The 22,073-nt window shown below is 72.8% G+C and carries 16 protein-coding genes and 1 pseudogene; 3 read left to right on the forward strand and 14 right to left on the reverse strand.

Annotation, left to right across the window (positions count from 1 at the left end; translation table 11 throughout):
* Nucleotides 1–37 precede the first annotated feature (37 nt).
* Nucleotides 38–1,102 carry a LuxR C-terminal-related transcriptional regulator gene (locus ACZ4FH_RS05920; RefSeq protein WP_467302595.1) on the reverse strand — a complete coding sequence of 355 codons (1,065 nt, stop codon included), beginning with the start codon at nucleotides 1,100–1,102 and terminating at the stop codon, nucleotides 38–40.
* Between the two features lie 101 nt (nucleotides 1,103–1,203).
* Here ACZ4FH_RS05920 and ACZ4FH_RS05925 point away from each other — a divergent pair, with 101 nt between their 5' ends.
* Nucleotides 1,204–1,392 (forward strand): hypothetical protein, encoded by a 189-nt coding sequence (locus tag ACZ4FH_RS05925; RefSeq protein ID WP_467303089.1) that lies wholly within the window; start codon nucleotides 1,204–1,206, stop codon nucleotides 1,390–1,392.
* A gap of 32 nt (nucleotides 1,393–1,424) precedes the next feature.
* Here ACZ4FH_RS05925 and ACZ4FH_RS05930 read toward each other — a convergent pair.
* Nucleotides 1,425–1,718, reverse strand: a pseudogene (locus tag ACZ4FH_RS05930) (acyl-CoA dehydrogenase); the annotation flags it as partial.
* Between the two features lie 253 nt (nucleotides 1,719–1,971).
* On the reverse strand, nucleotides 1,972–3,501 hold the full coding sequence (locus tag ACZ4FH_RS05935; RefSeq protein ID WP_383642128.1) for a helix-turn-helix domain-containing protein: 1,530 nt from the start codon (nucleotides 3,499–3,501) through the stop codon (nucleotides 1,972–1,974).
* Nucleotides 3,502–3,827: 326 nt separating this feature from the next.
* Between ACZ4FH_RS05935 and ACZ4FH_RS05940 the strand changes: the two genes are divergently transcribed.
* Entirely contained in the window at nucleotides 3,828–5,045 is a 1,218-nt protein-coding gene (locus ACZ4FH_RS05940) for an FAD-dependent monooxygenase (RefSeq protein ID WP_467302597.1), read from the forward strand.
* A gap of 107 nt (nucleotides 5,046–5,152) precedes the next feature.
* Here ACZ4FH_RS05940 and ACZ4FH_RS05945 read toward each other — a convergent pair whose 3' ends face one another.
* The 8 genes from ACZ4FH_RS05945 to ACZ4FH_RS05980 form a co-directional block, all read right to left on the reverse strand.
* Nucleotides 5,153–5,899, reverse strand: coding sequence for an ABC transporter ATP-binding protein (locus ACZ4FH_RS05945; RefSeq protein WP_467302599.1), 747 nt, complete (start codon nucleotides 5,897–5,899; stop codon nucleotides 5,153–5,155).
* 9 nt (nucleotides 5,900–5,908) lie between these two features.
* Nucleotides 5,909–6,763: an ABC transporter ATP-binding protein gene (locus ACZ4FH_RS05950; protein WP_467302600.1), complete on the reverse strand. Its 855-nt coding sequence runs from the start codon at nucleotides 6,761–6,763 to the stop codon at nucleotides 5,909–5,911.
* A complete protein-coding gene (locus ACZ4FH_RS05955; protein WP_467302602.1) occupies nucleotides 6,760–8,745 on the reverse strand; it encodes a branched-chain amino acid ABC transporter permease in 1,986 nt (661 codons plus the stop codon). The genes ACZ4FH_RS05950 and ACZ4FH_RS05955 overlap by 4 nt, the downstream gene beginning before the upstream one ends.
* Before the next feature lies 1 nt (nucleotide 8,746).
* A complete protein-coding gene (locus ACZ4FH_RS05960; protein WP_383642449.1) occupies nucleotides 8,747–9,946 on the reverse strand; it encodes an ABC transporter substrate-binding protein in 1,200 nt (399 codons plus the stop codon).
* A gap of 69 nt (nucleotides 9,947–10,015) precedes the next feature.
* Nucleotides 10,016–10,420 (reverse strand): roadblock/LC7 domain-containing protein, encoded by a 405-nt coding sequence (locus ACZ4FH_RS05965; protein ID WP_383642113.1) that lies wholly within the window; start codon nucleotides 10,418–10,420, stop codon nucleotides 10,016–10,018.
* A complete protein-coding gene (locus tag ACZ4FH_RS05970) occupies nucleotides 10,417–12,771 on the reverse strand; it encodes a sensor histidine kinase (protein WP_467302604.1) in 2,355 nt (784 codons plus the stop codon). Before ACZ4FH_RS05970 ends, ACZ4FH_RS05965 begins: the two co-directional genes overlap by 4 nt.
* A 240-nt stretch (nucleotides 12,772–13,011) precedes the next feature.
* Complete coding sequence (locus ACZ4FH_RS05975) at nucleotides 13,012–14,190, reverse strand: RNA polymerase sigma factor (RefSeq protein ID WP_467302606.1); 1,179 nt, start codon at nucleotides 14,188–14,190, stop codon at nucleotides 13,012–13,014.
* Nucleotides 14,187–14,594, reverse strand: a complete 408-nt coding sequence (locus tag ACZ4FH_RS05980; RefSeq protein WP_467302608.1) for a YciI family protein — start codon at nucleotides 14,592–14,594, stop codon at nucleotides 14,187–14,189. The genes ACZ4FH_RS05975 and ACZ4FH_RS05980 overlap by 4 nt, the downstream gene beginning before the upstream one ends.
* A 399-nt stretch (nucleotides 14,595–14,993) precedes the next feature.
* On the opposite strand from ACZ4FH_RS05980, the gene acnA reads away from it, so the two are divergent.
* A complete protein-coding gene (gene acnA / locus ACZ4FH_RS05985; protein WP_383642102.1) occupies nucleotides 14,994–17,708 on the forward strand; it encodes an aconitate hydratase AcnA in 2,715 nt (904 codons plus the stop codon).
* Nucleotides 17,709–17,816: 108 nt separating this feature from the next.
* Here acnA and ACZ4FH_RS05990 read toward each other — a convergent pair whose 3' ends face one another.
* From ACZ4FH_RS05990 to ACZ4FH_RS06000, 3 genes are all read right to left on the reverse strand, one after another.
* A complete protein-coding gene (locus ACZ4FH_RS05990) occupies nucleotides 17,817–18,734 on the reverse strand; it encodes an FG-GAP-like repeat-containing protein (protein WP_467302609.1) in 918 nt (305 codons plus the stop codon).
* A gap of 114 nt (nucleotides 18,735–18,848) precedes the next feature.
* Complete coding sequence (locus ACZ4FH_RS05995; protein WP_467302611.1) at nucleotides 18,849–19,700, reverse strand: FG-GAP repeat domain-containing protein; 852 nt, start codon at nucleotides 19,698–19,700, stop codon at nucleotides 18,849–18,851.
* Nucleotides 19,701–19,941: 241 nt separating this feature from the next.
* Entirely contained in the window at nucleotides 19,942–21,927 is a 1,986-nt protein-coding gene (locus ACZ4FH_RS06000) for an FUSC family protein (RefSeq protein WP_467302612.1), read from the reverse strand.
* Between the last annotated feature and the right edge of the window lie 146 nt (nucleotides 21,928–22,073).

Here is a 22,073-nt window from a genome sequence, read left to right on the forward strand (position 1 = left end):
CCCCTCCGGCGCGGCGCTGGGGGCGCCGCCGGGGCGCTCAGGCGGTTCCCGGGGCCGTGGCGGCCGGGCCGGAGGACTGCACGCGGGCGAGATATCCGGCCTGGAAGCGGCTGGCCGCGCCCAGTTGCTCCATGATCTCGGCTATGTGCTTGCGGCAGGTGCGCAGCGACATCCCCAGCCGCCGGGCCACCATCTCGTCCTTCATGCCCTCGGCCAGCAGGCGCACGATGGCCTGCTTCACCTCGTCGCGCGCCGAACTCTCCGTCCACGCCGGCTGGTAGGGCTCCGCGAGCGACCAGGCGTGGTCGAAGGTCGTGCACAGGTACGCCACCGTGGACGGGTCGTGGATGACGATGGCCGCGTCCAGGTCGTCCTGGTGCGGGATGAACACCGTCTCCCCGTCGAAGGCGACCATCCTGCCGAACAGTTCGCTCAGCGTCCGGATCTCGGCCCCCTCGGCGGTCATCCGCCGCGCGTACTCCTGGGTGGGCAGGTGGTAGCGGGCCGTGTGCTGGTACAGCGTGCGCATCCGCACTCCTCTGCGCAGCATGTCCCGGTCCCGGACGAAGGCCTGCTCCAGGAGAGCCGGGGAGCGGCCCCCGCCGGGGTGGCAGGTGCGCACTTCGCGCCGGCATCGCATGGTCGCCTCGGTGATCATACCGACGACGGTTTTCAGGTCCGTGACCTCCGTCAGCGCCGGCCGCCCCTGCCATCTTCGCCGGCCCTCCGTGTAGAGCGGGGTCAGGAGCGCCAGCTCGCCGCGGAGCTGGTCGATCTCGGCGAGCTGCCGGCGCAGCCCCGCCTCCTTCGGTGCGATGAGCGCGGCGATGGCCGCGTCCGGGGCCACCGGCACCAGCCGGTCGGGGTCCTCGGGCACATGCCTCAGCAGCAGGAGGTCGGTCAGGGTCCGCACCGCCGACGCCGCGCAGTTCTCCGGCAGGCCCAGCATCGCGCCCACGGTGCGAACGTCGCACGAGCCCTGGTCGCTCACCCAGCGGAACACCCGGACGGCGTCCTCGGACAGCTGTGCTTCCGGCGCCGTCCCCGCCGTCTGCTCGCCCGGGCCCGTCGACCGGCCGTCGCCCTCACCGATGCCGCCCACCCGACCCCCTCGTCAGCTTCCGATGGCTCCGCCCGGCCCGTACAGATGTCTATTGTTCAGATGCGCGGTGGATATTCCCAGACCCCCTGGAGGGAAACACCGTGAAACGGACCAAAGGGACACTCGTCCTGCTCCTCGGCCGCGTGGCCCTCCTTCTCGGCGGCCGGGCCCGTCGCCGGCGGCCCCCGCCGGGTGGCGACGGCAGTACGGCCCGCGACATCCTCAACCAGCCCCCGCGCCCGCTGCGCGGCGACGACGGCCCTCCGGCGGTGCGCACCCCGCGCTGGTGAACGGCCGGCGGGCCGCTGTCCGCTTCGGCTCGGCCCGCCAGGTCCGGCGCGCGCAGCATCTCGGGCGGAATGCCCCAGGCGTCGACCAGGTCGACGGCGAGGGGCCGGACCTTGCGGCAGAGGTCGTTCACCTCGCGGCTGATCGCCTTGGAGCGCTGGACGGTCAGGCGGCCGTGCTCCATGAACCACGCGCGGTCCGCCTCGATCGTGGACAGGGCGAACAGGTCGCACAGCAGGCCCAGCGCCGTCCTGTTGCCGCCCTCGGGAAGGCCGCGCACCTTGTCGGTGAACGCCTCCAGCACCAGCCGCTCGACGTGCGCGCGGGCGCCCCCGCCGCACGTGGCGCGACCGACATCAGATGTTGCGAGGTCGCTTCGATGACAACTCTGCGTAAAAGCTGACGACCGCTCAGGCCTACCTGACGCATTGTCGACCAATCAAGATCATCTGCACACGCGTGCACAAGGTGCTGAAAGGCAACAGAGATCAGCGAAAGGTTGTGAAGGCAAGTATTCGCAGGTCAGGCAACATGTCGCGGTGTCGTGCCCCTTGTCTCCAAGGGGCACGACGCCCTGCCCGTCAGATGTCCCGGAAGATCTCGATCTGCGCGCCCACCGAGTTCAGCCGCTCCGCCAGTTCCTCGTAGCCGCGGTTGATGACGTACACGTTGCGCAGGACCGAGGTGCCCTCGGCCGCCATCATGGCGAGGAGGACGACGACGGCCGGGCGGAGGGCCGGGGGGCACATCATTTCGGCGGCGCGCCAGCGGGTGGGGCCCTCGACGAGGACGCGGTGGGGGTCGAGGAGCTGGAGGCGGCCGCCGAGGCGGTTGAGGTCGGTGAGGTAGATGGCGCGGTTGTCGTAGACCCAGTCGTGGATGAGGGTCTGGCCGTGCGCCGAGGCGGCGATGGCCGCGAAGAAGGGGACGTTGTCGATGTTGAGGCCGGGGAACGGCATCGGGTGGATCTTGTCGATCGGTGCCTCCAGTTTGGAGGGGCGGACCGTCAGGTCGACCAGGCGGGTGCGGCCGTTGTCCGCCGCGTACTCCGCGGAGCGGTCGCAGTCGACGCCCATCTCCTCCAGGACGGCGAGCTCGATCTCCAGGAACTCGATCGGGACCCGGCGGATCGTCAGTTCGGACTCGGTGACCACCGCGGCGGCCACCAGGCTCATCGCCTCGACCGGGTCCTCGGAGGGGGAGTAGTCGACGTCCACGTCGATGGTCGGGACGCCGTGCACGGTGAGGGTCGTGGTGCCGACGCCGTCCACCCGTACGCCCAGCGCCTCCAGGAAGAAGCAGAGGTCCTGGACCATGTAGTTGGAGGAGGCGTTGCGGATGACCGTGGTGCCGTCGTGGCGGGCGGCCGCCAGCAGGGCGTTCTCGGTCACGGTGTCGCCGCGCTCGGTCAGGACGATGGGGCGGCCGGGTGTGACGGAACGGTCGACCTGCGCGTGGTAGATGCCCTCCGTCGCGGCGATGTCCAGGCCGAAGCGGCGCAGCGCGATCATGTGCGGCTCGATCGTCCGCGTACCGAGGTCGCAGCCGCCGGCGTACGGCAGCTTGAAGCGGTCCATGCGGTGCAGCAGCGGGCCGAGGAACATGATGATCGACCGGGTCCGGCGCGCGGCGTCCGCGTCGATCGCGTCCATGTCGAGGCGGGCCGGCGGGACGATCTCCAGGTCGGTGCCGTCGTTGATCCAGCGGGCGCGCACGCCGATGGAGTTGAGGACTTCGAGGAGCCGGTAGACCTCCTCGATGCGCGCCACCCGGCGCAGCACCGTACGGCCCTTGTTGAGCAGCGACGCGCAGAGCAGGGCGACGCAGGCGTTCTTGCTCGTCTTCACGTCGATGGACCCGGAGAGCCGGCGGCCGCCGACCACCCTCAGGTGCATCGGGCCCGCGTAGCCGAGCGACACGATCTCACTGTCGAGTGCTTCACCGATGCGCGCGATCATCTCAAGGCTGATGTTCTGATTGCCGCGCTCGATGCGGTTCACGGCGCTCTGGCTGGTGCCCAGCGCCTCGGCCAGCTGGCTCTGTGTCCAGCCCCGGTGCTGACGGGCGTCACGGATGAGCTTGCCGATGCGTACGAGGTAGTCGTCTGACATGCCGGAAGGCTATCTCACATATGAGATGAACCCTGTGCCGGGGTGTGGTGTTCGGGTGACGGGTGGGTGAACGCGCACGCCGTGGGCGGGGAGGGGTGCGGGAGGCGGGCGGAGGTTTCCGTGGCCAGGGTCCCCCCGGTACGCGGGTCCGGCACGCCGGGCGCGGCCATCGGGGTGGCGCCCGTCGTGCGAGGGGGTGCGCCCCGAGGCGGGCGGTGATCGTCGGCGCTCCGGTCCCGATAGGGTTCTGTCTGGTCAACGGGCTTTCGTGCGGGCGGAGTTGCGGCCGGGCGGCGGCCGGACAACGGAGGAGAGGAGCGCCAGTCATGCGTGGAGGCCGGATCGCCGTGGTCGGCGGCAGCATCGGCGGGTGTGCGGCGGCCCTGGCCGCGTCGCGCGGCGGGGCCGAGCGGATCACCGTCCTGGAACGGGCCGACGACCGGCTCCGGGACAGGGGCGTGGGCATCGCCCTGCACAGCGACCGGTTCGAGGAGCTGAGGGACGCGGGATACGTCGCCCCGGAGATGCCCTGGGCCCCGCTGACCCGGCGGGTGTGGAGCGCGCGCGACGGCGGCGCCGAGCACGGACGCGTCATCGGGGAGCAGCCGTTCCCCTTCCGCGCCTACAGCTGGGGCTCCCTGTGGAGCGAACTGCGACGGCGGGTGCCGGAGGGGGTCTCCTACCGGTCCGGCGCGGTCGTCACCGGGGTCGAACCGGACGCCGACGGTGTCACGCTGAGCCTCGACGGCGGCGAGCGGGAGCGCTTCGACGTCGTGATCGGCGCCGACGGATACCGCTCCGTCGTCCGCGAGGCCATGTTCCCCGGCGCCGACGCGACGTACGCCGGGTACATCGGCTGGCGCGGAACCTCGTCCGACGTCGCGGACCTCCCCTCGGACGGACAGGACGCGCACAACATCGTCTTCCCCGGCGGGCACTGCATGATCTACCGCATCCCGGACGGCGCCGGCGGTCACCGCCTCAACTGGGTCCTGTACACCACCCCGCCGCAGGCCGAAGGGCTCCACCCGGACCTGCGGACCCCGACCTCGCTGCCGCCGGGCCGGCTCAACTCGGAACTCACGGAGTACCTGCGCGCCCTCGTGACCGACCACTTCCCGCCCTACTGGGCCGCCCGGGTCCTCCGGACCCCCGCCGAGACCACCTTCATCCAGCCCATCTACGACCTGGAGGTCCCGCACTACGCCTCCGGCCGAATGGTCCTCGTCGGTGACGCCGCCAGCGTCGCCCGGCCGCACATCGGCGGCGGCAGCGTGAAGGCCCTCCAGGACGCCCACGCCCTGGAGAACGCCTGGACCGCCGGGGGCAGCTGGAAGGAGGTCATGGACACCTACGACGCGAGTCGCGGCGCGATCGGGGCGGCCATGGTCGCCCTGGCCCGCAGGATGGGCGCGGCGCAGGTCGAGCACACCCCCGACTGGTCCGCCATGGGGCAGCCGGAGTTCGACGCCTGGTGGCAGGACCAGAACAACGGCTCCGACCGGCGCAGCGGATTCGGCGGGCACAGCATCAAGGCCGGGTAGCCGGGGAACCAGGTAGCCGTGCAGCCGGGCGGCCAAGTAGCCGGGCAGCGCGCGGATCGCGGGGCGGGGGCGCGGCGCCGGGGTGGGGCGCCGTCCGGGGGCGTCCTCTACCCGTCCGCTCCGTCCCGCCCCGCGGCCGGCGCGAGTTCGAGCGCGGCATTCAGCTCGGCGGGGTCCGCCCGGACACGCGCACCGTCCAGGCGCAGCGTCGCCCGCCCCGAGGTGAGAACCGTCAGCGTCCGGGCGCATTCGGCCGCGAGCACCGGGCTGGGGGACACCAGCAGGACGGCGATGCCCTCGTCCGCGAGCGTGGCGACCAGTTCGTGCACCTGCCGCACGAGCACCGGCGCCAGCCCCTCGGTCGGCTCGTCGAGCAGCAGCACGCGCGGCGAACCCAGCAGCGCCCTGGCCAGGGCCAGCATCTGCTGTTCACCGCCCGACAGCGCCGCACCCCGGTGGCTCCGGCGCTCGCCCAGCCGGGGCAGCAGCTCCAGCACCCGCGCCGGTGTCCACACGCTGGGGCGTGCGGTGTCGCCGCGCCGGGGCGGGCGGTACGACAGCCGCAGGTGTTCGGCGACCGTGAGCCCGGCGAAGACGCGGCGCCCCTGCGGCACGAGCCCGATTCCGGCCCGTGCGATCCGGTGCGGCGGCCGCCCCGTCACGTCCTGTCCGTCGAGGCGGACGGTGCCGGCCCCGGGGCGTATCAGCCCCGCGACGGTGTGGACGAGGGTCGACTTGCCGGCGCCGTTGTGGCCGACGACGGCGTGCACCGTGCCGGCGGGCACCGACAGGTCGAGCCCGTGCAGGACGGTGCCACCGTGGTAGCCCGCCGTGAGGCCGGTCAGTTCGAGCATCGGGGCCGGTCATCCTCTCGCTTCGGGGTCTGCTGCCGCGCGGGTACGGGGTGTGCCCGCGTCGGCGTCCGCCGGTGCCCCGCCCCCGTGGTACGCCGCGCGGACCTCCGGATGGGTGAGCACCTCCTGGGTCGGACCGGTGAGCAGGACGCGTCCCGCCGTCAGCACGGTCACCGTCGACGCGAGGTGGGCGACGACGTCGACGTGGTGCTCCACCAGGACGACCGCGACGCTCTTCGGCAGGGCGCCGAGGATGTCGAGCAGCCGTCCGATGTCGCGGTCGGTCAGCCCGGCCGCCGGCTCGTCCAGGAGCAGCAGGCGCGGGTCACCGGCCAGGGCGGCGGCCAGGTCCAGCATGCGGCGCCGGCCGTGGGAGAGCGTGGCGGCCGGCCGGTGCGCGAGGTCCGCCAGGCCGGCCGTCTCCAGATGGCGGAGCGCGGACTCGGTGTGCGACCGGTGGCGGGACGGGCTGCGCCAGGCGCCGCGGCGCTTCGGATGGTGCGGCCAGCCGGCCAGGACGACATTGTCCAGAACGGTCAACTCCCCGATGACCGAAGGCTGCTGGAAACTGCGCGCGATGCCGAGCCGGCTCCGCCGGGCCGTGCTCCGGCGGGTGACGTCGGTGCCGTTCAGGGTGATCGTGCCGTGGTCGGGGCGGTCGGTGCCGGCGACGAGGTCGAGCAGCGTGGTCTTGCCGGCGCCGTTGGGGCCGATGACGGCGTGCCGGGCGCCCGGGGGCAGCCGCAGGCTGACGCCGTCCACGGCGGTGAGGCTGCCGTACCTCCGGGTGAGACCGCTCAGCTCCAGCACCGGCGGCTCCGACGGCACCGGAGGCACCGGCGAGGGGATCGGGTCGGGTGTCATGGCGAGGCCTCCCCGGCCGGGGCCGGTACGGGTGCGGACGGGGAAGGGCTCCCGGGCGGCGGTCCGGCCGGGGCGCGTCCGCCCGGACCCGGGCCGAGCAGCCCGGCCAGTCCGCGCGGCAGCAGGTACACGGCGGCCACGAACAGCGCGCCGAGCAGCAGCGGCCCGTGCCCCGGCCAGGAACCGGCCACCCAGTCCCGGGTCATGACGATGAGCCCGGCACCCAGCACCGCGCCGACGACGGACGTCGTCCCACCGATGACGACGGCCAGCAGCGCGAACGCGGCGATCTCGAAGCCGACGTCGGCGGGGGAGAGGTACTGCTGCACGCTGACCATCAGCGAACCGCCGATGCCCGCCAGCGCGCCGGCGCCGATGTACGCCACCAGCAGATGGCGCCCCACCGGATGCCCCGAGGCGCGCATCCTCGCCTCCGCGCCCCGGACCCCGGTCAGCAGTCTCCCGGCCGGGGAGCGCAGCACGAGGAGGGTGACGGCCACGGCGACGACGGTGACGACGAGCGCGTAACGGTAGAGCGCGCTCTCCTCCGTCATCCCCTCCCCGCCCCACAGCGCCCGGGTGGCGGGGAAGCCGACGAGCCCGTCGGCGCCGCCGGTGAGGGACTTGACCTGGTTGATCACCACACCGGTCAGCTCGCCGACCGCCAGGGTGATCATCAGAACCGTGGTCCCGCGCGCCCGGATGACGGCGGGGCCCGTCACCGCGGAGAAGAGCGCCGCCGCGAGCGCGGACAGGACGATCTGGACGGGGCCCGCGGTCCACCCCGCGTCCGCGAGGTTGGCGGTGGCGTACGCGCCGACGGCGAACGGCGCGGTCTGCCCGAGGGTGGGCAGACCGGCGTAGCCGGTGAGGACGGTGACGCTCACCGCGAGCAGTCCGAGCGCCAGCGCCGACCCGGCCAGCGAGATGCTGTACGCGTCGAGCACCCCCGGCAGCGCGATCAGCACGGCGAGGAGCACGAGCAGCGGAGCGGCCCGCCGCAGGACCGCGCCGCCCGGCAGCCGGCGGACGTCCGGGAGCCGGCCGCGCAGGCGGTCCGCGAGGCGGCGGCGGAGCCGTTCGAGCGGGTCGGGGGAGGCGTCCCCCGGGCCCTGCGCGGTCTCCGGTTCGGCGATCCGGGGGCGTATGACGAGCACCGCCGCCATCGCCGCGAAGAGCAGGTACGGCGCCAGGTCCGGGGCCACCGAGACGCCCAGTGTCTGGACCTCGCCGACGGCGACGGCCGCGGCGAACGTCGCCCACAGCGAGCGCAGCCCGCCGAGGACGACGACCACGAGGGACAGCATCAGCACGTTCTCGGACGTGCCGGGGCCGGGGCCGATGATCGGTGCCCCGAGCACCCCCGCCGCACCGGCGAGGGCGCCCGCCGCCGCGAGCACCCCGGTGTGCACCGCCCGGGGGCTGTGCCCGGTGGCGGCGAGCATCTGCGGATCGTCGGCGGACGCCCGGACCGCCGTACCCATCCGGGTCCGGGTCAGCACCCAGGTGCCGAGCGCCGCGAGCAGCACCGCCATCACGATGAAGCAGAGCCGGTACGCCGGGTAGCGGTGGCCCAGCAGCGTCACCGAGGTGTCGAGCGCCTCGGGGACGCGTACCGGGAGTTCGTCCGCGCCGAACAGCTGGACGAGCAGATCGCCGCCGATCAGGGCGAGTCCGAACGTCAGCAGGGCCTGGGCCAGATGCCCGCGCCGCGCGAGCGGGGCCGTCGCGGCGGACAGCCCCACTCCGGCGGCGCACGCCGCGGCGGTACCGGCGGCCAGACCCAGGGCGAGCCCGCCCCAGGTGCCGTCGCTCAGCTCGGCTCCCGTGTAGGCGCCGATGGCGTACAGCGTGCCGTGCGACAGGTTCAGCACGCCCGCGGTGCCGAAGGCGAGACTCAGACCGGCGGCGACCACGAACAGCAGCAGCCCGTAGGCCACACCGTCCACCGCCGGTACGAGGTGGGCGTCCAGGAGTCCCATGTCAGCTGCCGAGCGTCGCCAGGTCCTGGACCATGACGTTGGCCAGCTGGCCCCCGTCCTGCCGCACCTGGCGCAGGTACCAGGTCTGCACCGGCGAATGCGCCTTGTCGCCGAACTCCCAGGCCCCGCGCGGGCTGTCGATCTGGCCCAGGTCCGCGATCGCCTCGTTGATCGTCTTCGACGTCACGTCGCCCTTCTTCGCCGCGTTGGCGATGGCCTTGTCCAGCACCGCCGCCGCGTCGTACGACGCCATCGCGTACGTGGTCGGCTGGGTGTCGTGCTCGGCCGTCCAGTCGGCCGCGAACTTCCGGTTGGCGGCGTTGTCGAGGTCGGCCGCGTAGTTCAGGACGGAGTAGATGTCCTTCGCCGCGGCGCCCTGGGCCTGGAGGACGCTGCCCTCGGTCACGAAGGCCGTGTACAGCGGGAGGTCGGCGATGTCGGACTGGGCGTACTGCTTGGCGAAGTCGATCGCGGCCTTGCCGGCGTAGAAGCAGTACACCGCCTTGGCGTCCGTCTTCGCGATCTCGGCGAAGTACGGCATGAAGTTGGTCGTCTTCGGGAACGGCGTCCAGGTCGTCTTGCCGCCGGGGTTGGCGAGCTTCCCGCCGATCCGCTTGAACTCCTCGGTGAAGCCGCGCAGTTCGTCGTAACCGCCCTGGTAGTCCGGGCCGATCGCGTAGACCGGTCCGTCGACCGTCTTCTTCACGTACGGGGCGATGGCCTTGCCCGGCTCGTCGGACAGGAAGCTCGTCGTCCAGACGTACTCGATGTCCTTGACGGGCGGCCGGGCGTTCGAGCCCAGGAACGGGATCTTGGCCTGGGTGACCAGCGGCAGCACCGCGTTGACCGATCCGCCGCTGACGAGGCCGGTCAGGACGTCGACCTTGTCCTTCTTGACCAGCTTGGTCGCGGCCGGAACGGCGGTGGGCGGGCCGTCCCCCTCGTCGGCGACGACGAGCTTCACCTTCCGCCCGCCCAGCTTGTTGCCGTGGGTGCTCAAGTACAGCTCGAAACCGGCCCGCAGCTCGGTGCCGACCGGTTCGTAGGTGCCGGACAGGGAGGCCACGAGGCCGACCTTCACCGTGGCGTCGTCGCCGCTGTCGCCGCTGCATCCGGTGACGGCGGCCAGACCGAGGGCGAGGGCGGTGGCGACGGCCGGCCGCAGTCTGCGGCGGCGGGTGCGGGATATGTCGAAGAACATGAGGGCTCTCATCGGGAGTGGGTGGCGGACGGGGGAATGGGGCCGGGAACGGGGGAAGGGTGCGGCCGGTCAGTGCGCCTGGGGGAGGCCCGCGTCGCGGACCTGGGGGGACAGCGCGTCACCGACCTGGTTGATCAGTTCGGACATCATGTAGCTGACCTCGCCGATGTCCGCGTCCCTGGTGGTGGTCACCAGCAGGGACGCACCGCTGGAGACGGCCATGGAGAACATGTAGCCGCCCTCCATCGCGGTGAGGCTGTGCTCGACGGGGTCCGTGTTCGTCAACTGGGCGGCGGCGGAGAGCAGGTTGACGACTCCCGAGGCGATGGCGGCCAGCCGCTCGGCGTCGTCCCGCTCCACACCGGCGTAGGCCAGCGCGAGGCCGTCCACGGACACGGCGATCACCTGGGTGACGTCCGGGATGCGCGCGGCGAAACCGCTCAGGATCCAGTTCAGGTCGGTGGGAGAGGTCATTTCTCGGTCCGTTCGGTGTCGTCGTCGGCGGTGGAGCGCCCGCGCTTGTTCGTGCTCCGGTTGATGCCCTGGGCGTACGCGGCCAGGACGTCGGAGACCTGCCGGGAGTCCCGGCGGCGGGGCGTCGGCCGGGGAGTCCCGGCGCCGTCCCGTGGTCCGGCGCCCTCCCGCCGGCCCGGGGCGGGCCGGTGCTGGGGCGTGCCGCGCTGCCGCAGCGGCAGCCCCGAGGGGCTGACCGCGTGTACGGCCGGGGCCGGTTCGTCGTGCACGGGATGCGGCGCGGGCGCGGTGCCGTGGTCGCGCGGGGCGGGGCCGGGCGGCGGAGCGGCCGGGACGCCGCCGCGCTCGGGCCGCGCGGCCGGGGCGGGCGGCCGTCTGCGGACGGGCGGGGCCACGGGCCGGGGCGCCTCGTACCGCACCCCGTTGTCGGGGCCGGCGGCGGCGGGGTCGGGCGGCGGCTCCACCGGGGCGGTGGCCAGCACCTTCGCGGGCAGGGTGACCTCGGCGATGGTGCCGGGGCCGGACGAGCCGCGCAGTTCGACGACGATGCCGTGGCGCGCGGCGATCCGGGCCACCACGTGCAGCCCCATGGACCGTACGTCGCCGATGCCCGCCTGCGGCTCGCGCAGCGCGGTGTTGAGGAGGGCGCGGCGCTCCGCGGGGATGCCCACGCCCTCGTCGACGATCTGCACCACGGCCCGGTCCCACAGCCGCCACACGGCGACGCCGACCGGCTTGTCGGGGGCGGAGAACCGGGTCGCGTTGTCCAGGAGTTCGGCCAGGATGTGCGCCACGTCGTGCACGGCGCGGGCGGCGATGCCGATCCCCGCCTCGACGACCCCGAGGGAGACCCGGTCGAAGCGCTCGATCTGCTGGGCCGCGGCCACGATCACGGAGGAGCAGGCGGCATCGGCGGTGCGGACCCGGGCGTTTCCGTAACCCCCGAGCACCAGCAGGCTGTTGGTGTTGCGTTCCATGCGGATCGCGAGGTGGTCGAGGGCGAAGAAGGCCCGCATCCGCTGCGGGTCGGCCTCGTCGCGCTGGACGGTGTCCAGCTCGGACACCATGACGGCCGTCAGCTGGGCGCCGCGCCGGGCGACCCCGACCAGCGTCTCGGCGAACTGCTCGTGCACATGGGCCTGTTGGGCGGCGAGTCGGACGGCCTCGTGGTGGACCGCGTTGAAGGCCTCACCGACCTCGCCGATCTCGTCCCTGCCGGTGGTCCCGACCGGATCGCCGGTCCGCCGCGCCACCTCCTCGGGCGTCGCGCCGCTGAGCGCGCCGGGCCGGGACAGTTCGGCCATCACCGCGGGCAGTCCGGTGTGGGCGACGTCGTGGGCGGCGTTGCGCAGATCGCGCAGCCGCCGGATCATGACCCGGCCCAGCCGGACGGCGACGACGAAGGCACCGACCAGGGTCAGCACCACCAGGGTGATCTCGGCCCCGGCCGTCCACATGAGCGTGGAGCGGGCGTCGTAGACCGTGTCGCGGACGGAGGCGTCGATCCGCTGCTCCACCGAACGCAGCAGTGTCTGGCGGTCGTTGAAGGCCTTCTGCCACTTCTCCGGGGCGACATCGATGTCCTTGCCGGTGCCGGTGCGGCCGATCTCGTCCTCCAGCCGGCGGGCCTCCATGGCCTTCGCTCCGGAGAGGGTGCGCTCCAGCCAGGTCCGCCACTCGCCGGGGCCGAGGTCGAACAGCACACCGATCGATTCGGTGTAGCCGAGCCGGCCGGCGTCGAAGGTCCGCTGCGAGGCGATGGTGAAGCCGCCGGCGGCCTGCGCCTTCGCGACGGTGACCTGCTGCTGGGCGGTGTGCTCGGCCGCCTCGGAGAGGGCGGCGGCGGCGCGGATGCGGTCCGCGATCCCGGCGTCGACCCCGTCCGCCTGGGCGATCCCGTCGCGGTAGCCGTTGAGGTCGGCGATGACGATCCGGTAGCCGAAGGCGAGCGCGGAGACCGTGCTGCTGCCGGAACGGGCCTGCGCGCGCAGCGCGGGCATGTCGTCGATGAAGCGCTCGATGCGGTCCAGGGCGGCCCGGGTGCTGCCCGGCACCCCGGACAGGTCCTTGATCCGGCTCCGGAATCCGGTGACGCTCCGGTCGGTCGCGTCGGCGCGTAAGCGGAAGGCGTTCGCGTCCCCCTGTCCGGAGACCAGTGCGGTGGCCGCCGCCCGCTCGCGCTGTAACTGATGGGCCAGCTCGCCCGCACCGGCCGCGGCGTCGACCATCGAGGCCAGCCGGTCGGCCTGGAGCGCCTTCTCGGTGGCGGGGGCCAGGGCCAGCACCGAGAAGGTGACGGCCACGGTGAGCGGTGCGGTGACGAGCAGTACGAGACGTCGATTGATTCTCACTGCGCGGCTCCGTCGCCGGAACCGGTCCTGAATATCGGTAACACGCAGATACCTGTCAACGGGGGTGTGGGGGGCCATGGGCACGTCGGCACACACCGATCCGCGCTGTGACGGATGGTGCGAAAGGGATGGGTGGGACTGGTGTGACGCGGCATGATCCTATGCCGTTGCCAGGGCTTTGGGGTGGGTACATCGATGAAAGAGATACGTACTCAACCGCGCACAACCGCTCTGACCAAGTCACGTTCGGTCACAAGACGATCGAAGCCGGGCCGCCTGGCGGGTCAGATGGTCGCGTTCCGGTACGGTCGGCGCCGTCCGGGCGGCCCGGACGTACAGCCGCGCCGCCGTCTCCCGGTCCCCGTCGCGTTCGTGGAGGTACGCCGAGACCGCCGCGTACCTCGGCAGTGCGGGGTCCAGGCCGTCCAGCGCGGCCAGACCGGCCCGGGGGCCGTCGGCCTCGCCCACCGCCACGGCCCGGTTGAGCCGGACCACCGGACTGTCCGTGAGGCGGACCAGCTCGTCGTACCACTCCACGATCTGCACCCAGTCGGTCTCCTCCGCCGTCCGCGCGTCGGCGTGCAGCGCGGCGACGGCGGCCTGCGCCTGGAACTCGCCCAGCCGGTCGCGGGCGAGCGCGGCCTGGAGCACCCCGACCCCCTCGGCGATCATCCGGGTGTCCCACAGCCCCCGGTCCTGCTCGGCCAGCGGGACCAGCCGCCCGCCCGGAGCGGTCCGGGCCGGGCGGCGGGCGTGGTGCAGCAGCATGAGCGCCAGCAGGCCCGCGACCTCCTCGTCGTCCGTCCCGGCCGCCAGCCGGCGGGTCAGCCGGATGGCCTCCGCCTCCAGGTCGACCTCACCGGAGTAGCCCTCGTTGAACACCAGATAGAGGACGCGCCGCACGGTGGCGAGATCGCCGGGCCGGTCGAACCGGACCGTCGACACCGTCCTCTTGGCCCGGCTGATCCGCTGGGCCATCGTCGCCTCCGGCACCAGATAGGCGCGGGCGATCTGCCGTGTGGTCAGCCCGCCGACCGCGCGCAGGGTGAGTGCCACGGCCGAGGCCGGGGTGAGCGAGGGATGCGCGCACAGGAAGTACAGCCGCAGCGAGTCGTCCACCGCCCCGGCCGGTCCCGGGGCGGGTTCGGCGTCGGCCCGTTCCTCGCGCCGGCGCCGCGCGGTGTCCGCGCGGACGGCGTCCAGATACTTGCGCCAGGCCACGGTGATCAGCCAGCCCTTGGGGTCCCGCACCGGGGCCCCCTCGCCCGGAGCACCGGGGGAGGAGGCGTCCGGCCAGGTGCGCACCGCTTCGACCAGGGCGTCCTGGACCGCGTCCTCGGCCGCCGCGAAATCGGCTCCGCGGCGGACGAGGACCCCGATCACCGCGGGCACCAGCTCGCGCAGCAGCGAGGTGTTCACTCGGCCGCGGCGGGGTTCACCCCGTAGAACGGACGCAGCTCGATCCACTCGTGGATCGGCTTCCCGCCCGCGCCCGGGGCCGCCGACAGCTCGCCCGCCAGCTCCACCGCGCGGTCGTACGTCTCGACGTCGATGATCATCCATCCCGCGATCAGGTCCTTCGTCTCCGCGAAGGGCCCGTCGGTCACCGGCGGCCGGCCCTCGCCGTCGTAGCGGACGAAGGTGCCCTCGGGGGAGAGCGCCTGGCCGTCCACGTACTCACCGGTCTTCTCCAGACGGTCGGCGAAGTCCCGCATGTACTGCATGTGGTCGGTCACCTCCCCGGGCGTCCAGCGGTCCATCGGTACGTCGTTGACCGCCTCGGGCGCGCCCCGGTAGTGCTTGAGAAGCAGGTACTTGGCCATCGTGTTCTCCTGGTTCGAGGTACGGCCATCGTGGCCGTGTTCGAGCCTGGGACGGAGCGGGACGCGCGTTCTCGACATCGATCGGGAAGAAAATCCGGGAATTCTCCGGAGGGATTCCCGGGGATGTCTCCGGGAGGGCGCCCGGGGCGGCGATCGGGTGCCGTCGGCGCTCCGGCCGGGTGTCGGGGGCGGCCGGACATGACCCTTCCACGGCGATGTACTAGAGTTATCTCGACATCGAGATATATGCCGAAGGCGCACAGCGGACGGCCGCAGGTAAGGGTTACCTAACTAATCCTTACCTTAGCGGATGGTCGGCGGGCCGAGGCGGCACCACGCGGCGCCCGCCGAAGCGAGGCGCGGCGCGGGGTTACGCGCACATTGATGAAGGAGACTGTCGTGTCGGCGAACAGCTTCGACGCCCGCAGCACGCTGCGCGTGGGCGACGAGTCGTACGAGATCTTCAGGCTGGACAAGGTCGAGGGCTCCGCGCGCCTCCCCTACAGCCTGAAGGTGCTGCTGGAGAACCTGCTCCGCACGGAGGACGGCGCGAACATCACCGCCGACCACATCCGGGCGCTCGGCGGCTGGGACTCCCAGGCGCAGCCCAGCCAGGAGATCCAGTTCACGCCGGCCCGTGTGATCATGCAGGACTTCACCGGTGTGCCGTGCGTCGTGGACCTCGCGACCATGCGTGAGGCCGTCAAGGAGCTGGGCGGCGACCCGGCGAAGATCAACCCCCTCGCGCCGGCCGAGCTGGTCATCGACCACTCCGTCATCGCCGACAAGTTCGGTACGAAGGACGCCTTCGGCCAGAACGTCGAGCTGGAGTACGGCCGCAACAAGGAGCGCTACCAGTTCCTGCGCTGGGGCCAGACCGCCTTCGACGAGTTCAAGGTCGTCCCGCCGGGCACCGGCATCGTCCACCAGGTCAACATCGAGCACCTGGCCCGCACGGTCATGGTGCGGGGCGGCCAGGCGTACCCCGACACCCTCGTCGGCACCGACTCGCACACCACCATGGTCAACGGCCTCGGTGTGCTGGGCTGGGGCGTCGGCGGCATCGAGGCCGAGGCCGCGATGCTGGGCCAGCCGGTCTCCATGCTCATCCCGCGCGTCGTCGGCTTCAAGCTGACCGGCGAGCTGCCGGCCGGCACCACCGCCACCGACCTCGTGCTGACCATCACCGAGATGCTCCGCAAGCACGGCGTCGTCGGCAAGTTCGTCGAGTTCTACGGTGAGGGCGTCGCCGCCACCTCGCTCGCCAACCGCGCCACCATCGGCAACATGTCGCCGGAGTTCGGCTCCACCGCCGCGATCTTCCCGATCGACGACGAGACGCTGAACTACCTGCGTCTGACCGGCCGTGACGCCCAGCAGGTCGCGCTCGTCGAGGCGTACGCCAAGGAGCAGGGCCTCTGGCTCGACCCGGCCGCCGAGCCCGACTTCTCCGAGAAGCTGGAGCTGGACCTCTCCACGGTCGTCCCGTCGATCGCCGGTCCGAAGCGCCCGCAGGACCGCATCGTCCTCGCCAACGCCAAGGCCCAGTTCGCCCAGGACGTCCGCAACTACGTGGACAGCGTGGACGAGGCGGGCAAGGAGTCCTTCCCGGCCTCCGACTCCCCGGCCATCGCCGCCGCGGGCCCGACGAACCCGGTCACCGTCACCGCCCCCGACGGCACCACGTACGAGATCGACCACGGCGCCGTCACCGTCGCCGCGATCACCTCCTGCACCAACACCTCGAACCCGTACGTCATGGTCGCCGCGGCGCTCGTGGCGAAGAAGGCGGTCGAGAAGGGCCTGACCCGCAAGCCGTGGGTCAAGACCACCCTCGCCCCGGGCTCGAAGGTCGTCACCGACTACTTCGACAAGGCGGGTCTGACCCCGTACCTCGACAAGGTCGGCTTCAACCTCGTCGGCTACGGCTGCACCACCTGCATCGGCAACTCCGGCCCGCTGCCGGAGGAGGTCTCCAAGGCGGTCAACGAGCACGACCTGGCCGTGACCTCGGTGCTCTCCGGCAACCGCAACTTCGAGGGCCGGATCAACCCCGACGTCAAGATGAACTACCTGGCGTCCCCGCCGCTGGTCGTCGCGTACGCCATCGCCGGTTCGATGAAGGTCGACATCACCAAGGACGCCCTCGGCGTCGACCAGGACGGCAAGCCGGTCCACCTCGCGGACATCTGGCCCTCCGAGGCCGAGGTCAACGACGTCGTGGCGAACGCCATCGGCGAGGACATGTTCAACAAGTCCTACCAGGACGTCTTCGCGGGCGACGCCCAGTGGCAGGCGCTGCCCATCCCGACCGGCAACACCTTCGAGTGGGACGCCGAGTCCACCTACGTGCGCAAGCCCCCGTACTTCGAGGGCATGACCATGGAGACCACGCCGGTCGAGGACATCGCCGGCGCCCGGGTCCTGGCCAAGCTCGGCGACTCGGTCACCACCGACCACATCTCCCCGGCCGGTGCGATCAAGGCCGACACCCCGGCCGGTCAGTACCTCACGGAGCACGGCATCGAGCGCCGTGACTTCAACTCCTACGGCTCGCGCCGTGGCAACCACGAGGTCATGATCCGCGGCACGTTCGCCAACATCCGCCTGCGCAACCAGATCGCGCCGGGCACGGAGGGCGGCTTCACCCGCGACTTCACCCAGGACGGCGGTCCGGTGTCGTTCATCTACGACGCCTCGCAGAACTACCAGGCCGCCGGCACCCCGCTGGTCATCCTGGCCGGCAAGGAGTACGGCTCCGGCTCGTCCCGCGACTGGGCGGCCAAGGGCACCGCGCTCCTGGGCGTCAAGGCCGTCATCGCCGAGTCCTACGAGCGCATCCACCGCTCGAACCTCATCGGCATGGGCGTCCTCCCGCTCCAGTTCCCCGAGGGCCAGACCGCCGAATCCCTGGGTCTCACCGGCGAGGAGACCTTCTCCTTCACCGGCGTGACCGAGCTGAACGACGGCACCACCCCGCGCACGGTCAAGGTCACCACCGACACCGGTGTGGAGTTCGACGGCGTCGTCCGCATCGACACCCCCGGCGAGGCGGACTACTACCGCAACGGCGGCATCCTGCAGTACGTGCTCCGCAGCCTGATCCGCAGCTAGTCCGCACCGCCCGGCCCCGCAGGGGGCCGGGCGCGGCACGGCGAGAGGGCCGCACTCCCGGTGACGGGGGTGCGGCCCTCTCTCAGTGTGTGGGGGGTGCGGCGGGGATCAGAACAGGAAGCGGTAGGTGTTCCAGCCGCCGTTGCCGATCTTCACGCGGCCGCTGTACGGGGCCGAGGCCTTGCCGGTGCCCTTGTACAGGTACAGCGCACCGGTCTTGTCGCGGGCGACGAGGTCGGTCTTGCCGTCCTCGGTGAGGTCGCCCGTGGAGATGAGCTGGTTGTACGTGTTCCAGCCGGCACCGATCTTGGTGCGGGTGGCGAAGGGCGCCTTGTAGTTGCCGGTGCCCTTGTACAGCCACAGCACGCCGGACGTGTCGCGGGCGACGATGTCGTTCTTGCCGTCGCCGGTGAGGTCGCCGTTGCCGGCGATCTCGGTGTACGCGTTCCAGCCGCCGCCGACCTTGTAGCGGCTGGTCAGCGAGCCGTTGCCGTAGTTCAGGTACAGGTACAGGTTCCCGCTCTTGTCACGGCCGAGCAGGTCGCCCGCCGCGGCGCCGCCGAGGTTGCCGGGGGAGACCACCTTGTTGTAGATGTTCCAGCCCTTGCCGACCTGGGTCGACGAGGTGGCGTCGAACTTCATGTACCCGAGGTACCCGTCGGTCTCGCGGAACCAGATGCCGTCGCTGTCGCCGCTGGCCTTCTGGGTGTTGGCGACCTGGAGCAGGTTGGCGATGCCCGCCCAGCCCGAGCCCTTGTCCTCGCGAGCGGTGAGGCCGCCCTTGCCGTTGGACCGGTACGCGTACGCCTCGCCACCGGAGGTGACGCCGTACAGCGCGAAGTTGGGGACGACGGCGGCCGCGGCGGCGGTGGCCGCGGCGGGCGCCTTGTCCGACGAACCGAGCGCGGGGCTCGGGGAGTCGGAGGCGAAGGCGGTGGTGCCCGTGCCGACCAGGGCGGCGGTGAGCGCCACGGCGGCCGCGCGGGCGGCTATGCGTCTGTGCTGACGGCCAGAAGTTTCGGCCACGAAGTACTCCATGGGTCTGGATGACATGTGGCCCGCCCACCCGATCCGGGTGAGCAGGCCACGGGATTCATGCGAATCGTGTCATGACTTCGGGGGGAAAACCTCCACCTTTGGTCAGAAGATCAGACGGTAGGTGTTCCAGCCACCGTTCCCGATCTTCACGGCGCCCGCGTACGGCGCCGCCGCCTTGCCGGTGCCCTTGTACAGGTAGAGCGCACCGGCCTTGTCACGGGCGATGAGGTCCGTGATGCCGTCCAGGTCGATGTCGCCGGTGGCGTAGAGGCCGTTGTACGTGTTCCAGCCGCCGCCGATCCTGGTGCGGGTGGCGAAGGGGGCCTTGTAGTCGCCGGTGCCCTTGTAGAGCCACAGCACGCCGGACTTGTCGCGGGCGACGAGGTCGTTCTTGCCGTCGCCCGTGAGGTCGCCGTTGCCGGCGAGCTGCGTGTAGACGTCCCAGCCTCCGCCGACCTTGTACCGCTTGGTGACGGTTCCGTCGCCGTAGCCCAGGTACAGGTAGAGGTAGCCGCTCTTGTCGCGGCCGAGCAGATCGCCGGCCTCGGCGCCGCCCAGGTTGCCGGGCGCGACGAGCTTGTCGTAGATGTTCCAGCCGTGTCCGACCTGCTCCGGGTCGGATCCGTCGTTGGCGGCGTAGTCGAGGATGCCCGCCGCGTTCGTCTGCCAGCGGCCGTCCACCGCGCCGTCCGCGTCGTTGTCCACGCGGCCGGCGAACGTGACGTCCTTCCAGCCGGAGTCCAGCGGGGTGCGGGCCGTCAGACCGCCCTCACCGTTCGGGGCGTAGAAGTACGAGGTGCCGGCCGCGTCGAGGCCGACCACGCCGAACATGGGCGCGTCGCCGGGCTCGGCCGCGAAGGCGGTGGCGCCGGTGCCGACGAGCGCCGCGGCTATCGCGGCGGCGGCGAGACGGGAGGCTGCGCGTGCGGGCAGCCGGCCAGAGGTCTTGGCCACGTGTGTTCTCCATGGATGACGGGACGAGGCGTGACGCGCCGCGGGATACGGGGACACGCCACGGAATTGATGTGATCCTTTCACGAGACCCTCACCGCACCAAGGGTTTGACGAGAGACGTCAAGTCCGCATCTCCGCCCCGGGGACGGGCCGTTGCCGGAGCGGCCGGTTCAGCGCCGCACCGCGCGGGCGCCCGCCGCGCCCACCGCGGTCAGCCGGTGGATGCCGTGCGCCTGCGTCATCACGTCCCGCAGCGAGCGGCAGTCCCGCGGCCCCGGCCCGGGTGCCGGACGCGCCGTGCGGTGGCCGTCCTCCAGGCGTCCGCCAGCACGGACAGCGCCGATGTCACGCGGGCCGCCTCCGCCGGGGCCGGCCTCGGCACCCCGTTCCCGACCCGCAGCGCGCACGCGGTCGCCGCGTCGACGGCCCGCTCCGCCGCGACGGTCACCGCCGACCAGTCCTGGCGCCTCCCGCCGAACGGGCCCGGCAGTTCGGCCGCCGCCGTCTCCGCCGCGGCCCGCGCCTCGGCCAGCGCCCGGTACGCGGCGGCGCGCAGGGCCGGCCCCCGGACGTCGTCGCGCGGCCGGTCCCCGCCGTCGTCCGGGGCCTCCAGCACATGCCGCAGATACCGCTCGGTGCACCGCAGCGTGACGGCGAAGCGGTGGCCGACCCGCACCCGGGGGTCGGCCACCCCCGGCAGATGCCCGACGAGCAGCACGATCACACAGGCCAGGAAGGTCTCCAGCAGGCGGGGCCCGGCGGCCTCGGCATCACCCGCCGTGTGCGCGAACGCCAGCACCAGCACCGTGATCACCGCGGTCTGGAACGCGAAGTGGCGGGTGGACAACGGGATCAGGGCACCGGCCGCGACCGCCGCCCCCACGACGGGCACCGGCCCGGAGCCGCCGGACACGCCCGACAGGACGACGAAGACCAGGACTCCGGCGGCGGTCCCGGCGAACCGGTTCACCACCCGGGAGAACAGCGGGCCCATGTCCGGCTTCACGAGGAACGCGGCGGTGGCCGGCAGCCAGTACCAGTGACGCTCGTGCAGCGACAGCGCCACGGCCGCCGTGACCGCCACGCACAGCGCCACCCGCAGTCCGTACTCGCGCCCGGCCGGCGTGAGGAGACCGGACCGCGGCCCGGCGGGGGCCGGTTCCTCGCGGTGCCGGGCGGCCCGCTTCCCGTCGTACGCGCCGGGCGGGCGGCCCGAGGTCGTCCGGTCGAAGACCACTGCGGCCTCCAGGACCGCCCGGTCGAGGGCGAGCCGTTCCACGGTGTCGGGCGCCGCGCTCGGCAGCGGCCCCGCCGGACCGCCGGACCGGACGGCCGCGGCCAGCCGCCTGGGCCCTTCGGCCACCGCGTCCGGCACCGGACTGCCCGCCCACAGCAGCGCGATGCTCGCCTCGCAGAGCGCGACCCCGGCGCCGAAGCGGGCGGCGAGGGCCCGCCGGGCCGCGTCACCGGATCCCGCCGGACCCGGCAGCAGCCGCGTCAGGCGCGAGGGCGTGTCCGGAAGGCCGCGCCGCCCGCCCGCAGGACCGCCGAGCAGGCGGGACTTCCCGGACACGCCCAAGGCCTCGTCGGCCTGCTGCTGCGCGGCGACCAGCCCGCGGCGGGCGGCCGGCGCCCCGGCACTCCCGAGCGCGGCCAGCGCGTCCGCCAGCGCGTCGAACACCGCCGCGACGGCCTCGCGTTCACCGCTCCACCGGGCCGGAGCTGACCGGTCCGCCGCGTCCCGCGCCCCCGAGGTGGGGCGCCGCCGCACGCGTACCGCCGAGAGCCGGGGCAGCAGCCGCAGCGCCACCAGCCAGCCCGCCCCGCCCAGGAAGCTGAGCGCGTGGGCCCAGGCCGGTCCGGTCAGGGGCATGCCCAGCCCGATCGTCGTGGCGACCAACGCCTGGAGGGCGGCCGCCGACCGGACGGGTCCGCGCGCGCTCAGCACCCCGGAGATCCAGCCCACCGCGAAGAGCACCGGCACGGCCGCCCACCGCGCGGTCGCCTCCGCGACGAGCGCGCCGCCGTACAGGCCGAGCGATCCGGCGACCGCCGGAACGCCCATGTGCACGAGGCCCTTGCGCCTGGTTCCGGGCCGGTCGTTGACTCCGGCGAGCATGGCGCCCAGCGCGGCCGGCACGCCCGACCCCGGCCACCCCAGCAGGATCCCGCCCGCCAGCAACGGGCCCGCGCCCAGGGCCCCGCGCACCATCGCGGCCCCGGGCACCGGAGCACTCCGCGACCGCAGCGCATGGGTGAGCCACACCGGGGCGGTCCCGCGGGGTCCGCCCCGGCCGAACCGACGTACCGGGACACGCACCGCGGACCCCCTGACACCGTACCGACGAGGACCCCCGCCCCCACCGGCCCCAC

Source organism: Streptomyces sp. NPDC024555, assembly GCF_055559335.1.

What these genes read in the sequence shown, in the direction of transcription:
- ACZ4FH_RS05980 (WP_467302608.1), bottom strand. Translation starts at nt 14,594, where the DNA reads ATGGCCAAGTACCTGCTTCTCAAGCACTACCGGGGCGCGCCCGAGGCG.
- ACZ4FH_RS05965 (WP_383642113.1), bottom strand. Translation starts at nt 10,420, where the DNA reads ATGACCTCTCCCACCGACCTGAACTGGATCCTGAGCGGTTTCGCCGCG.
- ACZ4FH_RS05935 (WP_383642128.1), bottom strand. Translation starts at nt 3,501, where the DNA reads ATGTCAGACGACTACCTCGTACGCATCGGCAAGCTCATCCGTGACGCC.
- ACZ4FH_RS05940 (WP_467302597.1), top strand. Translation starts at nt 3,828, where the DNA reads ATGCGTGGAGGCCGGATCGCCGTGGTCGGCGGCAGCATCGGCGGGTGT.
- ACZ4FH_RS05960 (WP_383642449.1), bottom strand. Translation starts at nt 9,946, where the DNA reads ATGTTCTTCGACATATCCCGCACCCGCCGCCGCAGACTGCGGCCGGCC.
- ACZ4FH_RS05945 (WP_467302599.1), bottom strand. Translation starts at nt 5,899, where the DNA reads ATGCTCGAACTGACCGGCCTCACGGCGGGCTACCACGGTGGCACCGTC.
- ACZ4FH_RS05955 (WP_467302602.1), bottom strand. Translation starts at nt 8,745, where the DNA reads ATGGGACTCCTGGACGCCCACCTCGTACCGGCGGTGGACGGTGTGGCC.
- ACZ4FH_RS05950 (WP_467302600.1), bottom strand. Translation starts at nt 6,763, where the DNA reads ATGACACCCGACCCGATCCCCTCGCCGGTGCCTCCGGTGCCGTCGGAG.